This is a genomic window from Pseudomonas sp. SJZ074 (genome assembly GCF_007828215.1).
In the GTDB taxonomy this organism is placed as follows: domain Bacteria; phylum Pseudomonadota; class Gammaproteobacteria; order Pseudomonadales; family Pseudomonadaceae; genus Aquipseudomonas.
Genome location: NZ_VIUE01000023.1, coordinates 76,589 through 95,347 on the forward strand (window position 1 = coordinate 76,589; position 18,759 = coordinate 95,347).

Sequence of the window (18,759 nt, forward strand, 5' to 3'; positions counted from 1 at the left end):
ATGGCCTATGGGCCAACGACCAGCGCCCGCAGAGGTGCACTCCCTGAATTGCTGCCTTGAACCGTGAGTACGTTATGGAACCCGGAAACGCCCAACTGTCGATGACGGTGTTGATGACCCCCGATATGGCCAACTTCTCTGGCAATGTCCATGGCGGCACCCTGCTCAAATACCTCGACGAAGTCGCCTACGCTTGTGCCAGCCGCTATGCGGGACGCTACGTGGTGACCTTGTCGGTGGATCAGGTGATCTTTCGCGAACCCATTCATGTCGGCGAATTGGTGACGTTCCTGGCGTCGGTGAACTACACCGGCAACACCTCGATGGAAGTCGGCATCAAGGTCGTGACCGAAAACATTCGCGAACGCTCGGTACGCCACACCAACAGCTGCTTCTTCACCATGGTTGCGGTGGATGACCAGCGTAAACCCGCGGCTGTCCCGCCCTTGCAACCGCAGAACAGCGAAGCAAAACGCCGCTACGAACAAGCGAAGCAGCGCCGGCAGATCCGTCAGGAACTGGAGAGGCGCTATCAGGAGATCAAAGCGGACGGGCCTTAACAGGCAGACAAAATGTGGGAGCGGGCTTGCTCGCGAATGCGTCGTCAAATCCAACATCGAAGTTGACTGCTATACCGTATTCGCGAGCAAGCCCGCCCCCACAAGGATTACCGTTGGCGCTTCAACCCCATCAAAAACTGATTGGCACCGCCTCGAACCTCACCCGCGGATGAGCGATCCGGTCCTGGGCCCGAACCAGCTCCAGCTCATAGCTGGCGCAAGCCTGGGTTTCCAACAGTACCTCGTGCACCGCCGCCGCGGTGAACTCGAAGGCCGCCACCAAGCTGTCTCCCAACAGGACCCGCGCCAGGAACAGCCCTGACGTCAGGTCACCCACGCCCACTGGCTGACGAGGGAACGCCAGCAGGGGACGGCTCAGGTGCCAACTGCCATCGGCGGTCACCAACAGCATCTCGAAGCGATCCTCGGGCTTGCCGGGGTAGGCCAGGTGCTTGACCAGAACAGCCTTCGGTCCGCGCGCCAGGAGTGCGCGGGCCATGGCGAGGCAGTCGAGCAGCGACTGCGCCTTGCGCCCCGAGAAGCTATCCAGTTCCAGTTGATTAGGGCACATGAGGTCAGCCACCGCCGCTGCCTCATCCAACAGGAACTCACTGACCTCGGGCGCCACGATACACCCCTTCTCCGGGTGCCCCATGACCGGATCGCACAGATACAGCGCTCTGGGATTGGCGGCCTTGATCCGAGCCACGCCCGTCAGAATCGCTCGCCCCTGGGCGGCACTGCCCAGATAGCCGGACAGCACCCCGTCGCAGTTACCCAGTTCACCAATCGCTGCGATGCCTTCGACCAATGCCGGTATCTGCTGCGACGCGAGCACTTCGCCGGCCCATTGGCCGTACTGGGTGTGATTGGAGAATTGCACGGTATTGAGCGGCCAGACATTCACGCCGACACGCTGCATGGGAAATACCGCAGCGCTGTTGCCTGCGTGGCCGAATACCACATGGGACTGGATGGCAAGCAGATGAGGCGTCCGTTTCATGGGAGGTTTTTCCGTAAAACGATTGAAATTCAAGCCGCGCAGTATGCGACTAAACGCAGCCTGTACGACAGACCGGCGACACAGTTAAGCTGACAGCAACTTGTGGGAGCACTTCGTTCATGCTGACTCTTGGAAACATTTTCGTGCTAATGCTGCTGGCTACCGGCGGCGCCTGGTTGTGGCACAACCATGGCTTGCGCGAACGGGCCCTGGCGAGGGTCGTGCAGCATTGCGCCAATCTCAAGATCGAGCTGCTGGACGGCAACGTAGCGCTGAAGAAAATCGGTTTCGTGAAGGATGGCAGCGGGCGGCGAAGGCTGGCCCGTGTCTACAATTTCGAGTTCACCGTCACCGGTGAATCCCGTCATGCGGGCACCATTACCCAGTTTGGCGCCCACAGTGCGCAGATCGAACTCGCGCCATATCCGATGCCCTTCGAAGAAACAGCTGAAACACCGATTGAACCGATCCAGACCCGGCCTCGGGCCGAGGTCATCGAGTTGAGCCAATGGCGCCAGGAACATAACAAGTGGAAGCCTTGAAACAGCTCTGATTCAGGGAAGCCGGCAGTTCGCCAGGCCGGCTTGCAGCGCCACAACGTCCTGCGGCTTGGAGAAAATCAGTTCGAGCCGCGAATCCTGGCGCCATTCGCTGGCTTGCCAAGTCAGCGCTTCCTCATCCAGCGCATTGGCCGACACCCAGCCATCAACGCTGTGGATAACCAGCTTCGCCCGTCTCCAGTTCCCGTCCTGCAACCATTCCGTCAGAGCCGCCGTATCGAAGCACTGGCTCGGGTGCCAACGCCAGCCGATGCTCCAACCTTCTTCCCGTTGCTGATGCAGGCAGATCGGCAACGTCGGATCGGTCCAGATCGCCGGCATCTGGCCCACACCCTTGGAGAGATTGAAGTTATCCACAGCGCCACTGCCCCGCACAGCAAATCCCGGCAGCCTGTCGAGGGGCAATACAGCCTGCTGCGTCCAGTGCTGTGCAAGAGGCGGTAGTTGGGCGGTAACGCGGGCACGGTCGGTTTCATTGAGGCTTTCGGACTTGTTCAGCACCAGCACTCCGGCATGGGCCAGCGCTTGCTGCTGCGCCTCGGGCAAGGGCCTGCCTTGGGCCAGCGCCCCGGCATCCAGGATCATCACACAGGGCTGGACCGCCAGCACGCCGAGCCACGGCGGCTGCTGGAGTTGCCGCAGCAGTTGCGCAGGATGCCCCAGGCCGGACGGCTCGATAAACAGCCGGTCCGGTCGCGCCTTGCGCAGCAGGCGGCCGAGACCGATCTGAAACGGCGCACCGTTGACACAGCACAAGCAACCCCCAGCCACCTCTCCCAGTGCGATACCATCGGCCGCCTGAGTCAGCAAGGCAGCATCCAGGCCGATCTGGCCGAACTCGTTGATCAGTACCGCCCAGCGCTCATCGGCCGGGCGCTGGGCCAGCAGTTGCCTGATCAGGCTGGTCTTGCCGGCCCCCAAGGAACCGGCAATGACATGGGTGGGGATGTTCTGCAACATACTCGGCGACTTTTGGTGGAGGTGAACGATGCGGATAATCGGTTGGTGTTTGTTGGCGCTGATCTCGGACCAGGCACTGGCCCAGGCTTGCGTGGTTCACAGTCAGGCGGAGCGGCTCGATGTTCAAGTCTGCCAGCAGAATCGCAACATCCCGCCCAAGCTGTTCGCCGACGGCTTCTGCCAACCGGACCTTGCCGGGCAGAAAGTCGAGGTGCAATACGTCGATCAGTGTCCCGGCGGTGCCTTTGGCATCCGCAGCAACGCCCAAGTCGCCAATATGCCTTACCGCCAGGATATTCACTATTACGACGTCGCCACCGACGCCGCTTATCTCAAGCCGTTTTGTGAAGGGAAAAGCCAGGGTACCTGGGTCAAGCCTTAGTTTCAGGCCAACCAGTCCAGCGTGAGAATCAACCGACGCTCCCCCGGGGCCGGCTCCGGCGAGCGATGAATCAGGCCGAAGCCTTCGTTACCCAGCCATTTCTCACCCTTGAGCAGCGCCACCGCGCCGCTGCACAGTTGCTGGATCATCTGCCGATCACGAGGCTCGGCGTCAGGTTGAGCCAGCCGTCGACGATCCATGACGCCTTCCTCGAGCCATTCGCTGCCAGCACCGGCATACGTTGTGATCAGCCGTACCGGTACATGGTCGACGTGAAAACGTGGGCACATGGCCTTGTCCAGCGTCCGCAGGCGCAGGCCGACCCGCTTGGCACCCAGCAGGCAGGCGAAAGCGCTGACCAGCCAGGCGACATCGGCAACGAAGCCTTCATAGCCGTGCAGGTCGCTGAAGCCGGCGGCAAGTCCCTTCAGCTCAGGGTGAGTGTCCTCCTCAGGCATATCGAGTACCCGCGACTCGGCCAGCGGTTGATCCATTGAAAGCACCAATGCCGCAAAATCACTGATGTGCGCCGGAAGTTGACGCTGCCAGACCGCCAGGTTGGTGCCGTCCTCCAGAATCTGCGCCAGGATCCGCGGCGTATCGCCCCGGACCTGTCGAACCCGGGGTGCTCGTTTCAGGCTCGGCGCCAGCATCATGCCGCGACCTCGTCATGCCAGGAGCCAAACGGATCCGGCAAAAAGCGCCACCCCTCGATGCCCAGGGCCATTTCCTCCTCTGTGAGCAGGCACCCGTCCAGTTCCTCAGTGAGCTGCTCGAAGTCGATGTTCTGGCCGATGAATACCAACTCCTGGCGGCAATCCCCGGTGTCGGGCAGCCAGTTTTTCATGATCGCGGCGGTGCTTTCCGCATCCTGGGGCCAATGGTTCCTGGGCACGAACCGCCACCATCGTCCGGCAAAGCCATGCCGCATCAACCCGCCGGCCTGGGACCAACTGCCCGCCTCCTCGGGTTTACTGGCGAGCCAGAAGAAGCCTTTGGAGCGCAGCAGCTTGCCGTTGATCCAGGGACGCTCTATCAGATCGAAGAAGCGCTGGGGATGGAAAGGCCGGCGCGCCCGGTAGACTGTCGAAGCGATGCCGTATTCCTCGGTTTCAGGCACGTGCTCGCCACGCAACGCCTGCAGCCAGCCGGGGGCTTGAGCCGCGCGTTCGAAATCAAAGCGACCGGTGTCGAGAATTTCTCCCAGCTGCACCTGCCCCATGACCATGGGCATAATCTTCGCGTGAGCATTGAGACGCTTGAGGATAGCCATCAGCTCTTCCCGTTCGTGGCGGCTGATCAGATCGATCTTGCTGACCAGAATTACGTCGGCGAACTCGATCTGCTCGATCAGCAGATCCGTGATCGAACGCTCATCTTCCTCTCCCAGGGTTTCGCCCCGTGATGCCAGGTTCTCGGCTGCATGGAAATCCGGCAGGAAATTTATCCCATCGACCACAGTGACCATGGTGTCGAGCCGTGCGACATCGGCCAGGCTTCGACCTTCTTCATCGCGGAAGGTGAAAGTCTCAGCCACCGGCAAGGGTTCGGAAATACCAGTGGACTCAATCAGCAGGTAATCGAAGCGTCCTTCCCTGGCGAGATGCCCCACCTCTTCGAGCAGATCCTCGCGCAGCGTGCAGCAAATGCACCCGTTGCTCATCTCCACCAGCTTTTCTTCGGCGCGGTTCAGGCTGACATCACGCTGAACTTCGCTGCCATCGATGTTGATTTCGCTCATATCGTTGACGATCACCGCCACGCGCAGGTTGTCACGATTTCGCAAGACATGATTAAGCAGCGTGCTTTTGCCGGCACCGAGAAACCCGGAGAGCACGGTTACGGGGAGGCGATTGGGCATCAGGTATATCCTCATCGGACGGCCGTGTTGGAAGGTGTGTTTGCGGTGCATGTAGGTCAGGCTGCCGCTCGGTCAAAGCGGTTTAGTTTATGTTATAGTATAACTATAAATTCTCGCTAGCCCGAGATCCAGCTGATTGAGAACCGTTAATGCGCATTCTTTTGAAATTCGTATTCGCAGGCCCGCTGCTGTCATGCGCCATGGCGGTCTCTGCTCAGACCCCGTTATTGGCGAACTGCACTCGCAGCGCGAATTTGCTCGCCTGTTCTGACGAGCAAGGGAATGCCTATAGCGTCATGACGGCCGGGAATACGGTTTATTTGCGCGGTTTCGAGAGGGTAGGAAAGCGTCATTGGGCGCAAACGACCAATCGTTATGGGCAGTTGACCTTCTTCACAGGCTTAGCCTCCGACGGTGAAGCCTGGGTCGGCTATAGCCGCCGTGTCGGTTGGACAACACTGAATCGTTTTTCCAGCTCGGGTGGGACGGCTGGTAAATTCATCTGCGGGCGCGTGAACGGCTGCCAGGAGTCGCGCTGATGTTTCACGTGGAACGAACGTGAAGAGCAGCATTAAACTCTATTCATGAAAAAGATCTGGTTGATTTTATTGTTACACTATAACATTAAATTCGCCCCCACGACGGATCTTGATCATGAACGCGTTTACGCTTCCAGACATTGCTGCCCAAGCTTCGCGCCAAGCCTTGCCTCTCGATTGGGTGGGCATGTGCGGTGTTGCCTTGCCTGTGTTGATCGATGGTCAACAATTGAGCGCCACCGCCGACGTTGGCGTCAGTCTCGACGATGAAGAAGCTCGCGGTATTCATATGTCCCGCCTGTACCTGGCGCTGGAGATGCTGGAGAATTCGCCGTTGTCTCCTCCGCTGTTGCACCGTACTTTGCAACAATTCCTGGACAGCCATGAGGGCCTGTCCCAAGCCGCATCCCTGACCATTCATACCGAACTGATGCTCAAGCGTCCCGCCCTCGTCAGCCCGCTCTCAGGTTGGAAGCGCTATCCAATCAGTATCGAAGCTCACCTGAAACACGCAGTGTTCCACGTGGAACTGAACATCCAGCTTCCATATTCATCCACCTGTCCATGTTCGGCGGCCCTCGCCAGACAACTGATACAGCAGCAATTCGTGGGGGATTTCGCCAATAAAGCCGTGGAACACGAAGAGGTTCTGGCCTGGCTGGGTTCTACGGAAGGCATCGTGGCCACTCCCCACAGTCAACGCAGCTTCGCATCCTTGAAGGTTCGGTTGAACCCGGGCATCAACCATCTACCGCTGTCGGCATTCATCAACCAAGCCGAAGCAGCCTTGGGCACCGCGGTACAAACCGCAGTCAAACGCGCCGACGAACAAGCATTCGCCCTCGCCAATGGCCAGAACCTGATGTTCTGCGAGGACGCTGCACGACGATTGAGCCTTGCCTTGAGACAGTCTCCCGAAGTCATGGCCTTGAATGTGCGCGTCGTTCACGCAGAAAGTCTGCATGCCCATGACGCCGTGGCGCAGAGCCGCTGGGCTCGGGAGGCAGCATGATCCATTGTCAGGCTTTGCGCTGGGGCCCTCCGGGTCGCCCTCTCACTCCCGAGCTGCACCTGGAGCGCCCTGCCGGCAGCCTGACGGCGGTTATCGGCGCCAACGGTTCGGGCAAGAGCAGCCTGCTGAAAATCCTTGCCGGGCTGCAAAAGCCTCTGTCCGGAAAGATCACGCTGACAGTTCCACGGCGGGGCGGCGTGTCGTTCCTGCCGCAACAGCAACACCTGGATCGACAATTTCCTATCAGCCTTCAAGAGTTGGTGGCGGCAGGGGCTTGGGGCAGTCGGCAGACACCGGCCGAGCGGAGCCGGCGACTCGGAACGGTGCTGGAGAACTGGGCTCTGACTGGCCTGGAAAATCGTCCGCTCATGGCATTGTCCGGAGGCGAATTACAACGTGCCCTGCTCGCTCGCCTGAGCCTGGCCGAAGCGCCATTGCTGTTGCTCGATGAACCCCATGCGGCACTCGACGAAGAAGGCCAGGCGTTGATGTGGAAACATATCCACGGCTGGCATGCCGAGGGCCGTACCCTGGTGATGGTGTGCCATGACCTTGCCGCTGTACGCCAGCATATTCCCCACACGTTATTGGTCAGCCAGGCGGGCTGCACGTTAGGTCGCAGTGTCGATGTGATCACCCAACAGCCTCATATGAAGGTGGCTTGATGCTCGCGGCCACCCACCTCTGGCAGCCCTTCCAAGAATTCATCTTCATGCGCCGGGCTTTGCTAGGCGGCTTGGTATTGGCCTGCAGCACAGCACCGTTGGGAGTATTTCTGATCCTGCGTCGCATGAGCCTGATCGGCGACGCCGTCGCCCACGGTATTCTGCCCGGCGCTGCACTGGGCTTCTGGTTCGCCGGTCTAAGCCTGCCGGCCTTGACGCTGGGAGGCCTCGGCGCAGGCCTGGGCATGGCCGGTCTCGCGGCTTGGGTGACACGCCGGACCGGCCTACGGGAAGATGCCAGTCTCGCAGCGATTTATCCCATCTCCCTGGCGGCCGGCGTGTTGATTCTCGGCATGGCCGGCAAACGTCTGGATCTACTACACCTGCTGTTCGGTTCTGCCTTGGCAGTGGACGGCCCGACACTGACCGGCATGCTTTGGGTATCGGCGGCCAGCCTGATTGCCATGGCGCTGATCTACCGCCCCCTGTTGCTCGACACTCTGGATCCGCTGTTTCTACAAACCGTCAGCCGTCTCGGCCCGTTGGCCCACGGTGTATTCCTGACCCTGGTGGTGCTGAACCTGGTGATCGGCTTCCAAGCCATTGGCGCTCTCATGGTGGTCGGCCTGATGATGTTGCCGGCCGCTTCCTCGCGGTTCTGGAGCCGTCGCTTGCCGGCCCTGATGACCATCGCGGCGCTGCTCGGTTGCCTCTCGGTCTGGTTCGGCCTGTTGCTGTCCTTCTATTTCTCTCTACCCAGCGGCCCGGCCATCGTGCTGGTTGCAGGGGCGTTGTATCTGTTGTCCCTGATATTCGGTCCGGTGCACGGTCTGCTGCGCCGCCCGCCCTTACTCACATCCCCATGAGGTGTTTCCCGATGCGCGCCCTGCTCGTGCTGTTCAGTCTGATGCTGTCGATGTCCTTGTCCGCCGCCGAGAAACTTCAGGTGGTCACCAGCTTCAGCATTCTCGCCGACATGACCCGACAGGTCGGTGGCGAGCATATCCAGATCACCAACATGGTCGGACCGGATGCCGATGCGCACACGTACGAACCGACGCCGGACGATGCCAAGGCGCTGCTCGGCGCAAAATTGATCATCAAGAATGGATTGGGCTTCGAGCCGTGGCTGGATCGCCTGGTCACCAGCACGGAAACCCGTGCCCCGGTCATCAGCGCCAGTCGCGGCGTGATCCCACGGTCGCTGGATGAAGACGGTGAAACCATCCCCGACCCGCACGCGTGGCACAACCTGGCGAATGCCGAGCTATATGTGCACAACATCACCAAGGCGCTGGAAGCCGCCGACCCAGCTAACAAAGCCGATTATGAACGCAACAGCCAAGCGTACCTGAAGAAAATCTACACGCTGCTCGCGGATGCCAAGGCCAAGCTCGGTTCCCTACCGCCAGGAAATCGCAAGATCGTGACGTCCCACGATGCATTCGGTTACCTGGGTCAGGCCTATGGCATCGACTTCATGGCACCCCAGGGATTGTCCACCGAGCGAGAACCGTCAGCTGCCGAAGTCGCAGCACTGATTACCCAGATTCGTCAGGCACACGTCAAAGCGGTGTTCATGGAAAACATCAAGGACGCCCGCCTGCTCAAGCAGATCGCCGATGAAAGCGGCGCGCACATCGGTGGCACGCTGTATTCCGATGCCCTTGCCGCCAACGGGCCGGCCAGTACCTTCACCGGCCTGTTCGAATACAACCTCAAGACGCTGTACGACGCCTTGTCCAAACCATAGCCATCTGTTTCACCTGCGCAGCGGTCAAGCTCTCGGCTTGACCGTTCCGCAATCCTGCCCCAACCACACGGCACGGGTATCGAGGCTGCCATTCTGCTGAATGCCGGTGGCATTGAAGGTGCCATTGACCTTGGTAGTAAATTCACGATCGCTCTGGAATGTGGCGACACCATTGCCTTGGGCTTTCGGGCAACTGAAGCGAAACTTCCACTGGTTGCCGTTGCGCTCGGTGATCTGCTGTTTGCACCCCGACTGCGGATCTTGCAGCGGGATGTCATTGGTCTGAACTTGCGCCGGCGTCAGGCAGACCCGAATCCCCTTCCCGCCCATGGTAATGCCCTGCTTTTCCAGCATCGCCCGTTGCTCCGGGGTGATCTGGTTCTGCAACTGGCCGAGGATCAGTTGCAGGTCTGGCAGGTTCTGGTTATCGACCTTCATATTACTTGTAGTCAACTCCCACAAGCCTGGCTGAAGCATCTGCGCCTGAGCCGCCACAGGAACCGATAAGCCAACCGCCAAGGCCAAACCCAGCAGACGAACATTCATTGCAAGAACTCCAGAGGACAAGTGGCCGTTAGACGCCGCTCACAGGCTTCGGTTCAGGCTCGGCGACAGTGAATTAAATAGCGACATTCGTCATGGAACATGGTCTGTTAAGCATTGAAACTTCAGGAGCAAGGCTGCCCATGGATTATTTTGGACCGCATGTTTTCGGTTACCTGATTGCGTTGCTTCATACCCTGGGCTCCATCGCCGCGGTGCATGCGGTCCTGACGGTACGCACCGCCCAAGGCTCGATTGCCTGGGCGCTGTCCCTGGTATTTATTCCCTACCTGACGTTGATTCCTTATCTGGTGTTCGGCCGCAGTACCTTCGACGGCTACATCAAGGCACGCCGCCAAGCCAACGAAGAAATGCGCAAAGCCGTGTCCGAGCTGAACTGGCGCCCATGGGTCGAAGAGGCCCTGACTGCCCGTGCCTCCCAGGCCTACGCCTCGCTACGGGCCATGCCCAAACTGGGGCGGACGCCCTGCCTGGCGAACAACGAGGTACGTCTGCTCGTCAACGGTCACGACACCTTCGAAGCCATTTTCCAGGCTATCGATAACGCCCGGGAAGCTGTACTGATCCAGTTCTTCATCATTCATGACGACCGGCTGGGTCGGCGCCTGCAAGCGTTACTTCTGAAGAAAGCCGCCGAAGGCGTGGCGGTTTATCTGTTGTATGACCGGATCGGCAGCCACTCCCTGCCCCATCGCTATGTCCAGGCGTTGCGCGACGGAGGTATCCACGTCAAGGCATTCGCGACCCGCAGTGGCTGGCTCAACCGCTTCCAGGTCAATTTTCGCAACCACCGCAAGATCGTTGCGGTGGACGGCGTATTGGGGTTCATCGGTGGGCACAATGTGGGCGACGAATACCTGGGAGAAATGCCGCCATTGTCGCCGTGGCGCGACACCCACGTCGAAGTGCGTGGCCCCGTAGTGGCGAGCATGCAGGAATCATTTGCCGAAGACTGGTTCTGGGCTGCCCGGTCGCTACCGCCGCTGATCTTGCCGGACACCTACCCCGATGACGGCGTGCTCTGTCAGTTGCTGGCCAGCGGACCGGCGGATGCTCAGGAAACCTGTTCGCTTTTTTTCGTCGAAGCCATTCATGCGGCCAGCGAACGGGTCTGGATCACCACGCCCTACTTCATTCCCGACGAGTCGGTATTCGCTGCGTTACGCCTGGCGGTGCTGCGCGGGGTGGATGTGCGCATCCTCTTGCCTTCACGACCGGACCATAAGATCGTCTACGCCGCTTCCAGCCTGTATGCATTCGAAGCGGTGCGCGCCGGTGTGCGCGTCTTGCGCTACGAGCCAGGTTTCCTGCATCAGAAAGTAGTACTGATCGACCGGGAAATCAGCGCTATCGGCAGCGCTAACCTGGACAATCGTTCGTTCCGGTTGAATTTCGAAGTGATGCTGCTGACGGTGGATATTCCGTTCGCCACCGAGGTCGAGCAGATGCTTGAAAAAGACTTCGCTCAAGCCCGCGAAATCGCCAAAGAAGAAAGCCGGGAAACCCACCGCCTGCAGAAAGTCGGCATGCGGATCGCCCGGCTTATTTCGCCGATACTTTAAGGCGTGTAGATATCGTCACGGGTCCAGGGCAAATCATGGCTGCCATCGGCGTATGCTTTTACAGCCAGGATCTGATGCAGATTGATCCAGCCCTTGGCGAACGCATAGGCGCATCCGGCCAGGTACAGGCGCCAAATCCGCAGCGCCTGCTCCGGCACCTCTTTCGACGCGGCCTCCAGATTGTCTTCGAGCCGCTCGCTCCAGTGATCCAGCGTGCGGGCGTAGTGCAGGCGCAAGCTCTCCACGTCGACGATCTCCAACCCTGCCTCGCTGATCTGCGCTGAAATCATCGACAGGTGCGGCAGCTCGCCATTGGGAAAAACGTACTTCTCGATAAAGTCCCCGGCACCACGGCCGACCGGACGGCCATCGGTATGTTTGGCCGTGATGCCATGGTTCATCACCAGCCCACCCTCGCGGACCGCGCCAAACAGCGTTTTGCAGTACTGTTCCAGATTGGCGTGCCCCACGTGCTCGAACATGCCGACGCTGACCACCTTGTCGAAGCGGCCGTCCTGCGGGAGGTCCCGGTAATCCAGCAACTGCAACTCCACCTGATCCTCCAGGCCCTCCGCTTTGACCCGCTCCCGGGCGAGGGCAAGTTGCGCTTTGCTCAAAGTGATACCGAACACCTTGACGCCGAATTCCCGCGCCGCATAACGCGCCAAACCGCCCCAGCCACAGCCGACATCCAGCAGGTACTCACCGGGCTGGAGGCGCAGTTTCCGGCACAGGTGGCGGAACTTGGCTTGTTGGGCCTGCTCGATGGTTTCGCTGCCCGTCTCGAAATAGGCGCAGGAATAGGCCATGTCGCTGTCGAGCCACAGTTGATAAAACGCGTTGGAAAGATCGTAGTGGTAGGAAATCGCCTTGGCGTCGGTTTCCTTATCGTGGACTGAACGTACCGGCAGGCTATCGTCTTCTTCGTTCACCAGAGCCTGGCTCCATTCATCACAGACCCGGATCACTTCGCTGATCGAGCCTTCGAGCTCAAGCTTGCCTTCGACAAACGCCGCCCCTAGCGCGTCCAGGCTGGGATGGGTCAGTTGCGCGACCATCTGTGGGTCCTTGACCACGATCGTGACGCTGGGATCGGCACCCAGCGTGAATTCATGGCCGTCCCAGAGTCGCAGCCGAAGCGATAGTTGGAGATTTTGTAAAGCCGGTGGAAGTTGCGCGAGCATGAAATATCCCCCTTGTTTCAGACGTCTGAAATGAGGGTAGACCATCGTAGAAAAATAGCAGGCTATCGAATTTATAGCCTTTTTCTATCGTCGCCCGAATTCACTCCATGAGCCGGTACTGCCAACTGTATGCACCCTCTTCCACCATGGACTACAAGTTCCAAGCACAAGTTCTAACCCCCGTCCTGGACTTTCAGCAACGGCTCCTGAAAGCGTAGCAGCCTTCCGGCGTTTCCCAATACCAGCAAAGTGCTCAGGTTATGCAGCAGCGCCGCGATCATCGCCCCCGCGGCGCCAAGCCAGCCGAACGCAGCAAAAGCGACAATCGCCAGCGTCCAGCCCAGGCCAATGATCACGTTGACCTGAAGCGTCTGCCGACATTGACGACTGAGCCGCACGCAGGTACCGAGCCGCCTCAGGTCGCTACCGATCAGGACGATGTCCGCAGACGCCAGGGCAATGTCCGCACCACCTGCACCCATGGCGATTCCCACCACCCCGGCCTTGAGCGCCAGCGAATCATTGATGCCGTCCCCGACGACCATGGGACGGAAGCCGTTGTCGATTTCCGTCATGACTCGCTTGAGCTTATCTTCCGGCAGCGCCTGAGCTTGTACATCAGCGATTCCTACTTCCCGGGCGAGTGTGCTGGCCACACTTTGGCGGTCCCCAGTCAGCAACAGTTGCCGCCCCAGGCCCAGCGTCCGCAGCTCAGCCATGGCGACCCGGGCTTCCGGCTTGATGCTATCGGCTAGCAGCAACCAAGCGAGGAACTGTCCATCCAGGGCCAGCCCAGCAATCGGGCCATCATGATTGGGTACCAACGAGGTTTCGATACCCAGCTGAGCAAACAACTCAGGACGGCCAAGGGCCGCTTCGCCCTGGCTGGTCATTGCCACCACACCCAGACCCTGGCGTTCATGAATGTCCGTCAGCGGCAGATATTTTTCCGGCTCCACCAGCCCAGCCAACGCTCGGCTGACCGGATGGCTGCTGGCGGATCCAAGGCTCGCCGCCAAGGGCAACAGAGACAATTGATCGCCGCTCGTGCTCTCGATAGATTGCAGACGCAAAGTGCCGTAGGTCAAGGTACCGGTCTTGTCGACCACCAACGATGTCAGGTCCGCCAGCTCTTCCAGGAACGCCGAGCTACGAATCAGGATGCCATGGCGTGCCGCCACCGCGATTCCCGCGATGGCGGTCGCCGGCGCCGACAACACCAACGCACAAGGACAGGCCGCCACCAGCACCGCCAGCATCGCCTGGGCATCGTTGGTAACGAACCAGGTCACCGCCGCCAGCAGCAAAACCAACACCAGATAGCTGCCGGCATAACGCTCCAACAACCGGGTGATGGGCGGCTTTGAACGTTCGGCGTTTTGCATCAGGGCGATGACCTTGCCCAGTGTCGATTCCTGCCCCGTGCGGGTCACTTCCAGGCGCAACAATCCATCGAGATTGATCGCCCCCCCGAACACTTCGGTGCCCACTTCGGCTTCCAGCGGCACCGACTCACCGGTAATGGGCGCAGTGTCGAGACTGGCCTGGCCGGACAACACCCGGCCATCGGCCGGTACGCGATCACCGGCCCGCACCTCGACCGTATCGCCGGGTCGCAGCGTGGCGTTGTCCACTTCCATGATCGAACCATCGGCCAACACCTTGCGGCCCAGACTGCGCGTCAATTGACCCAGGGCGTGGATGGCTTCCTGGGAGCCGATGACGCTGCGCTCTTCCAGCACATGGCCGAAGATCATGATGATCGGCAGCAGCGCCGCCGTCAGCAGATCCCCCGTAGCCCAGGCCCCCAGCATTGCCAAGGCGATCAGCTGATCGGTGATTCCATGCAAGCTCGGATACCGCAGGCTGTACCACGCCGAACGCATCACCGGCACCGCAACCAACAGCGAAGCGACACCCAGCAACAACTGGCTGACCCCGGTCTGCTCCGGCGACCAGGCGCGCCATACCAGCCCCAGCGCGAGCAGCCCGAGGGCGAGCATCGCCAAGGTCAACTGGCGAGCGGCTGTACGTTGTTCGGCGCTAGACAACATTGGAACGGCGGCGGTTTGCGCGCTCATTGCTCAGCTCCCTGAATAATCAGGCGGGAATCGTCTTTCGGGTCGACTGTGGTCACTGACCCGGCCTGGCGGAGAATGCCGGGCATGCGCTCGCGATACAGGCGAAGCAGCAGCTGCGGATCAGCGTCTTTGGTCTTCGCCAAACCGAGCACCGTGGCGGTGTCGGCCGAGGCCTTGGCGAGCCGTTCGCTGGCCTGGGCATGCGCCACTTGCAGGACGCGGTCGGAATCCTGATGAGCTGTCTGGGTCAACTTCTCGGCTTCGGTGCGGGCATTGGCAACGGCTTTATCGGCCTGCTGGCTGGCCGTGAGCACCGCGTTGAACGCGCCCACCGCCGGGCCCGGCAAACTTGATTGGACGTCGACCCGTACCACCTCGATCCCCAGCCCCTGCCCCGTTGCGGCAAGATCGGCCAGCCGTCGGTTGATGCCCTGCACGAGATCACCGCGCAGGCGCTCGCGGCGTTCGGCGGCCTGGTTGTCGCTGCCGATCAGTTCGGGGCGGGCGACCAGAATCGTGTCCAGGTCCCGAGCCGCTGCGAGGGTTACCGCGCTGCGAGTGACCAGGCGATCCAGTGCCGGCAAGACATGCTCACCCTGCAAGACGAATGCATAGGGTTCGGTGACTTTGTAGAACACCCGCACATCCAGTTGCACCACCCCAGCGTCACCGGTCAATAAATAACCAGAGCCAGCCAAGGCATCGCTGACCGGAGAGGCGAAGCTGGCGACACGATCTGCCTGCAAGGCCGCATCGGAGCGCAGCAGATTTTCCACACGACGCTCCAGGACTCGATCCGCGGCTGGCAGCAGAATGACTTGTTCCACGGGACGCGGCCACGCCAACAACAAGCCGGCATTTTGGATGCGATCCAGAGCGCCGAAATGCAGCACCACGGCACGGTTCTGTGGATCGATCTGCCGAACGTTGGAAAAGACCCAAGCCAATGCGGCGAGAATGGTGACGGCATAAAGCGCCAAGAAGGCCACGCGTGCCGCCTGAATCCAAGGACTGGATAACTCATTTGTTCCACGTGGAACCAAACTCATGGTTGTGTTCCACCTTTGAGTTCCACGGAAGCGGGTCCGTCAACCAACACCCGGAACGGTGCCGCATCGGTGCGCAAGATCAGTTTGGTGCCGGGGCTGACAATCGTGCCCAAGGTATCCAGCGAGCGCAGCAGGTTATACAGCTGAGGCGAACCGGCGTAGGCCCTGCCATAGATTTCAGCGGCCTCGACCCGGGACTGAGCTTCGATATCGGCGGCTTTCACCGTGGCATCCGCCTGCACGATCCGCGCATCCCGCTCAGCAGCGGAACGTATTTGCGCCGCTTCGCGTTTACCGATGGCGGTGCGTTCGGTGGCGATGGTTTCGCGCTCGGCACGCATGCGATCCACCGTCGCGGTCAACGTTACCGAAGGCAGGGTCAGCCGCTCGATACCAACCTGCAATACCCGCACGCCGTAGGTGGTGAGCAACTGCTGTTCGATCTGCTGGCGCAACTGCGCTTCGAAATCGCCAATACGTACCTGGCTGGCGTCGGTGTTGACCAGATTCGCCAGGTCAAAACTGGCGGCCGTGGTTTCCAGGGCCGATCCCACGAATGTGCGAATCTGCCGTGCAGCCTCGTCCGGTTGGTTCTGCACTGCACGCATGAAGCGCTGGACGTTGTCCGGATCGCCTTGCACCTGCCACGCCACGTAGGCTTGAACGATGATGCGCAGTCCGTCACGGGTACCAACGTCCTGCAGACCGCTGGATGTCGTGCGCAACCGCAAGTCCACCGGAATCGCCGCCTCGAACGGCGCCGGCCAACGCCAGCCCAGGCCAGGCTGCAACAATACCCTCGCCGGATTACCAAAGCGGGTGATGACGGTCGCCTCCCCCGAGCGCACCTGGACCAGGCTCGCGGCGGCAACGGCGAAGGCTACCAACAGCGCCGCCCAGCCCATGCGCCGCCAGGGAAACGGGCCTGCTTCCTGTGGGTCGCCGTGATGATGGTGGTGGTGCCCATGATGATGACCGACATGGCCGTGGCCATGACCGGAGTGATCGTGATGATCGTGGGAAGAAGACTGGCTCAATGGGCAGCTCCTGGCTGGACAAGGTTACGCGGCGATGCGGGATCTGCCGGAAGCGTGAAAGTGCGCAGGTCGATGGTCGGCGCGTTGCCACTGCCGCCCAGACGATGATCGAGAATCAGCAATTTGGCATTGGCAAGGCCCCGGCTCAGTTGACTGAGATACTGTTCCAGCACAAAGGCGTGGCCGGCCGTGGCGTAGGCCTTGCGTTCAGCGCTAAAGCGCAAGTCGGAAGCCTGGGCGGTCGCATTGATTTCCCGTGCGGTAGCCTGAGCCTGGTCGTGGGCAATGCTGGCTTGCAGTTGTGCCTGGTTGGTCTGCTCCGCCGCCGCGCCGCGTTCCCGGGCAATCAATGCCTGGGCACCGATTTGCGCCGCTTGCACACCGTGGTAGGCATTGGCCGCCCCCGCCGGCGGGTGGATCGCTTCAACGACGGTTGCCAGGATTTCCACGCCGCTGTCGAGCGCCTGCAAATCGGTCTGGACAGCCCGACCAATTTCATCGGCCAGGCTGACGCGATCCGCCCCCAACAAACCGTCCAGCGTGCGCGAGGCGAACTCATGCACCAGGACGCGACTGGCGGTGCTACGAATCAGTGTGGGAATGTCGGCGCTGTTATAGGTCGCTGCCAGCGCGGCCGCGTCGGTAAGGCCAATGCGATAGACGAAGCGCACATCCATGTTGACGATCTGGAAACTCTGCTGATCGGCACGTCGGCTGGCAATCACTTGGGATTTATCGTTCACATGGCTGGCGTCCCACAAACGATTGGCAATCGCCGGAGCCGGACCTTCCGCGGTATCGGCCTCCGTGCTCACCCGACTCTCCCCCACGCTGGTGGCCAGTTCATGGACGATGCCATTTTCAACGTTCAGCACCCGGCCCAACGGCCAGGGGAGGCCGAACTGCAACCCAGGACCGAACACCTCCACCGGCTTGCCAAAGCGCTCGTAAATGCCGCGCCCTTGCAGCGGCACTTCGTGCACGCCTGTGAGCAGCCAGCCCACCAGCGCCACCAGCACCAGCACTGGAAACAAGGCGCGGCGCATGTAGCTGAATGCCCAGATCTGGCGCAGGTCGATACCGAAACGGTTGTGTAATTCGTGCTGCAACGCCAGCAAAGGCTGCGGCGGCCAGCGCAGCAGGTCGGCGATGACGCTACGGCCCAGCACGGTCGGTTCCAGGGAATCCCGGCGTGGGCTGAACAATGACAGCAGTGCCCGCAGCAACAGCTCCACCGCTGCAAGCCCCGGCAATAGCCCCATCAGCACTGCCAGGCGCACCGGCCAAATGGCTGACTCACTCGCGAACAACAGGCACAGCGCGCCGAGCACCAGCACGATAATTGTCAGGCGGGTCAGTTGCGCCAGCGACGCTGCTTCCGGCCATTCAAGGGTAGGTTGCTGCGCCAGTTGGCGTTCAAATACCAACAAGGCGAACGCCAACAACAATGAAAGCACGGCTCCCACACTGGCCGATATGCCAAGGGTCGCCGCCGGCAGCGCCAGACTCCAGGCTTGCTCCAGGCTCAGCAGCGCCAACCCTGCCCAACCGGCCAGCCACAAGGTCGGCGCGCCAATCTGATTCAGCAGGCCGATCCAGCGCGCACTGATGCGCTCCAGCAATCGTTCATACCAACCGGATAGCTCAACCGGTTCCTGCTCAGAGGTTGGGATAACCGCCGCCGGCAGCAATGCCCTGCTGCGCCACTGCGTCACCCACCAGGCGGATTGCAGGCCGGCCACCAACACCAGCAATGCCGCACTTTGACTCGCCAACAAGGCCGGCCACATCGACTGGGGCGAAAACAGCCCGACAAAGAAGCCGGACACCAAGCCCAGGCCCGCCAGAACGGCCAAGGCAAAAGCGACCCGCCGAAGGCGTCGTCCCTGGGAGTGTGCCTGTTGAAAGCGTGGCCGCTCGGCCACCTGTGCCCCTTCGATATCAAGATCGACTTGCATACCACCCCAGCATTTGGCGATCAAAACCG

Annotated in this window: 19 protein-coding genes; 9 read left to right on the top strand and 10 right to left on the bottom strand. The window is 60.7% G+C overall.

All coding sequences use genetic code 11. The annotated features are described in order from the left end of the window. Positions 1 to 74: 74 nt before the first annotated feature. On the top strand, positions 75 to 560 hold the full coding sequence (locus FBX99_RS21370) for an acyl-CoA thioesterase (RefSeq protein WP_144930962.1): 486 nt from the start codon (positions 75 to 77) through the stop codon (positions 558 to 560). Between the two features lie 130 nt (positions 561 to 690). Here the strand turns inward: FBX99_RS21370 and pdxY are convergent, their stop codons facing one another. Continuing rightward, positions 691 to 1,563, bottom strand: coding sequence for a pyridoxal kinase PdxY (gene pdxY / locus FBX99_RS21375; RefSeq protein ID WP_144930963.1), 873 nt, complete (start codon positions 1,561 to 1,563; stop codon positions 691 to 693). 119 nt (positions 1,564 to 1,682) lie between these two features. Here pdxY and FBX99_RS21380 point away from each other — a divergent pair, with 119 nt between their 5' ends. Then, the gene (locus tag FBX99_RS21380) at positions 1,683 to 2,105 is read left to right on the top strand and encodes a DUF3301 domain-containing protein (RefSeq protein ID WP_144930965.1); all 423 of its coding nucleotides are present in this window, start codon (positions 1,683 to 1,685) and stop codon (positions 2,103 to 2,105) included. Between the two features lie 12 nt (positions 2,106 to 2,117). Here the strand turns inward: FBX99_RS21380 and FBX99_RS21385 are convergent, their stop codons facing one another. Then, complete coding sequence (locus FBX99_RS21385; protein ID WP_145132803.1) at positions 2,118 to 3,083, bottom strand: GTP-binding protein; 966 nt, start codon at positions 3,081 to 3,083, stop codon at positions 2,118 to 2,120. A gap of 28 nt (positions 3,084 to 3,111) precedes the next feature. Between FBX99_RS21385 and FBX99_RS21390 the strand changes: the two genes are divergently transcribed. After that, positions 3,112 to 3,465 carry an NADH:ubiquinone oxidoreductase gene (locus FBX99_RS21390; protein ID WP_145132805.1) on the top strand — a complete coding sequence of 118 codons (354 nt, stop codon included), beginning with the start codon at positions 3,112 to 3,114 and terminating at the stop codon, positions 3,463 to 3,465. Positions 3,466 to 3,467: 2 nt separating this feature from the next. Here the strand turns inward: FBX99_RS21390 and FBX99_RS21395 are convergent, their stop codons facing one another. Together FBX99_RS21395 and zigA are read right to left on the bottom strand one after the other, a co-directional pair. Beyond that, a complete protein-coding gene (locus tag FBX99_RS21395) occupies positions 3,468 to 4,118 on the bottom strand; it encodes a DUF1826 domain-containing protein (RefSeq protein ID WP_145132833.1) in 651 nt (216 codons plus the stop codon). Next, positions 4,118 to 5,326 (bottom strand): zinc metallochaperone GTPase ZigA, encoded by a 1,209-nt coding sequence (zigA, locus tag FBX99_RS21400; protein ID WP_144930971.1) that lies wholly within the window; start codon positions 5,324 to 5,326, stop codon positions 4,118 to 4,120. The genes FBX99_RS21395 and zigA overlap by 1 nt, the downstream gene beginning before the upstream one ends. Before the next feature lie 149 nt (positions 5,327 to 5,475). Here zigA and FBX99_RS21405 point away from each other — a divergent pair, with 149 nt between their 5' ends. The 5 genes from FBX99_RS21405 to FBX99_RS21425 all read left to right on the top strand — a co-directional run bounded on the left by FBX99_RS21405 (position 5,476) and on the right by FBX99_RS21425 (position 9,295). Then, positions 5,476 to 5,865 (top strand): glutamine synthetase, encoded by a 390-nt coding sequence (locus FBX99_RS21405; protein WP_144930972.1) that lies wholly within the window; start codon positions 5,476 to 5,478, stop codon positions 5,863 to 5,865. Between the two features lie 115 nt (positions 5,866 to 5,980). Further along, positions 5,981 to 6,877 (top strand): GTP cyclohydrolase FolE2, encoded by an 897-nt coding sequence (gene folE2 / locus FBX99_RS21410; protein ID WP_144930974.1) that lies wholly within the window; start codon positions 5,981 to 5,983, stop codon positions 6,875 to 6,877. Next, the gene (locus tag FBX99_RS21415) at positions 6,874 to 7,542 is read left to right on the top strand and encodes a metal ABC transporter ATP-binding protein (protein WP_145132806.1); all 669 of its coding nucleotides are present in this window, start codon (positions 6,874 to 6,876) and stop codon (positions 7,540 to 7,542) included. The genes folE2 and FBX99_RS21415 overlap by 4 nt, the downstream gene beginning before the upstream one ends. Continuing rightward, positions 7,542 to 8,408: a metal ABC transporter permease gene (locus FBX99_RS21420; RefSeq protein ID WP_145132808.1), complete on the top strand. Its 867-nt coding sequence runs from the start codon at positions 7,542 to 7,544 to the stop codon at positions 8,406 to 8,408. Before FBX99_RS21415 ends, FBX99_RS21420 begins: the two co-directional genes overlap by 1 nt. 11 nt (positions 8,409 to 8,419) lie before the next feature. Beyond that, positions 8,420 to 9,295 (top strand): metal ABC transporter substrate-binding protein, encoded by an 876-nt coding sequence (locus FBX99_RS21425; RefSeq protein ID WP_144930980.1) that lies wholly within the window; start codon positions 8,420 to 8,422, stop codon positions 9,293 to 9,295. 24 nt (positions 9,296 to 9,319) lie between these two features. On the opposite strand, the gene FBX99_RS21430 is transcribed toward FBX99_RS21425, so the two are convergent. After that, positions 9,320 to 9,841, bottom strand: coding sequence for a DUF3617 domain-containing protein (locus FBX99_RS21430; protein WP_145132810.1), 522 nt, complete (start codon positions 9,839 to 9,841; stop codon positions 9,320 to 9,322). A 140-nt stretch (positions 9,842 to 9,981) separates the two neighbouring features. Here FBX99_RS21430 and cls point away from each other — a divergent pair, with 140 nt between their 5' ends. Beyond that, positions 9,982 to 11,421: a cardiolipin synthase gene (gene cls / locus FBX99_RS21435; protein WP_144930984.1), complete on the top strand. Its 1,440-nt coding sequence runs from the start codon at positions 9,982 to 9,984 to the stop codon at positions 11,419 to 11,421. Here the strand turns inward: cls and cfaB are convergent. From cfaB to FBX99_RS21460, 5 genes are all read right to left on the bottom strand, one after another. Beyond that, positions 11,418 to 12,605 carry a C17 cyclopropane fatty acid synthase CfaB gene (cfaB, locus tag FBX99_RS21440; RefSeq protein ID WP_145132812.1) on the bottom strand — a complete coding sequence of 396 codons (1,188 nt, stop codon included), beginning with the start codon at positions 12,603 to 12,605 and terminating at the stop codon, positions 11,418 to 11,420. The two genes, cls and cfaB, sit on opposite strands and share 4 nt — an antisense overlap. 173 nt (positions 12,606 to 12,778) lie before the next feature. After that, complete coding sequence (locus tag FBX99_RS21445; protein ID WP_145132814.1) at positions 12,779 to 14,686, bottom strand: heavy metal translocating P-type ATPase; 1,908 nt, start codon at positions 14,684 to 14,686, stop codon at positions 12,779 to 12,781. Next, positions 14,683 to 15,735, bottom strand: a complete 1,053-nt coding sequence (gene hflK, locus FBX99_RS21450; RefSeq protein ID WP_145132816.1) for a protease modulator HflK — start codon at positions 15,733 to 15,735, stop codon at positions 14,683 to 14,685. Before hflK ends, FBX99_RS21445 begins: the two co-directional genes overlap by 4 nt. After that, positions 15,732 to 16,772 (bottom strand): protease modulator HflC, encoded by a 1,041-nt coding sequence (gene hflC / locus FBX99_RS21455; protein WP_145132818.1) that lies wholly within the window; start codon positions 16,770 to 16,772, stop codon positions 15,732 to 15,734. Before hflC ends, hflK begins: the two co-directional genes overlap by 4 nt. Beyond that, entirely contained in the window at positions 16,769 to 18,730 is a 1,962-nt protein-coding gene (locus FBX99_RS21460; protein ID WP_145132820.1) for a protease modulator HflK, read from the bottom strand. The genes hflC and FBX99_RS21460 overlap by 4 nt, the downstream gene beginning before the upstream one ends. Between the last annotated feature and the right edge of the window lie 29 nt (positions 18,731 to 18,759).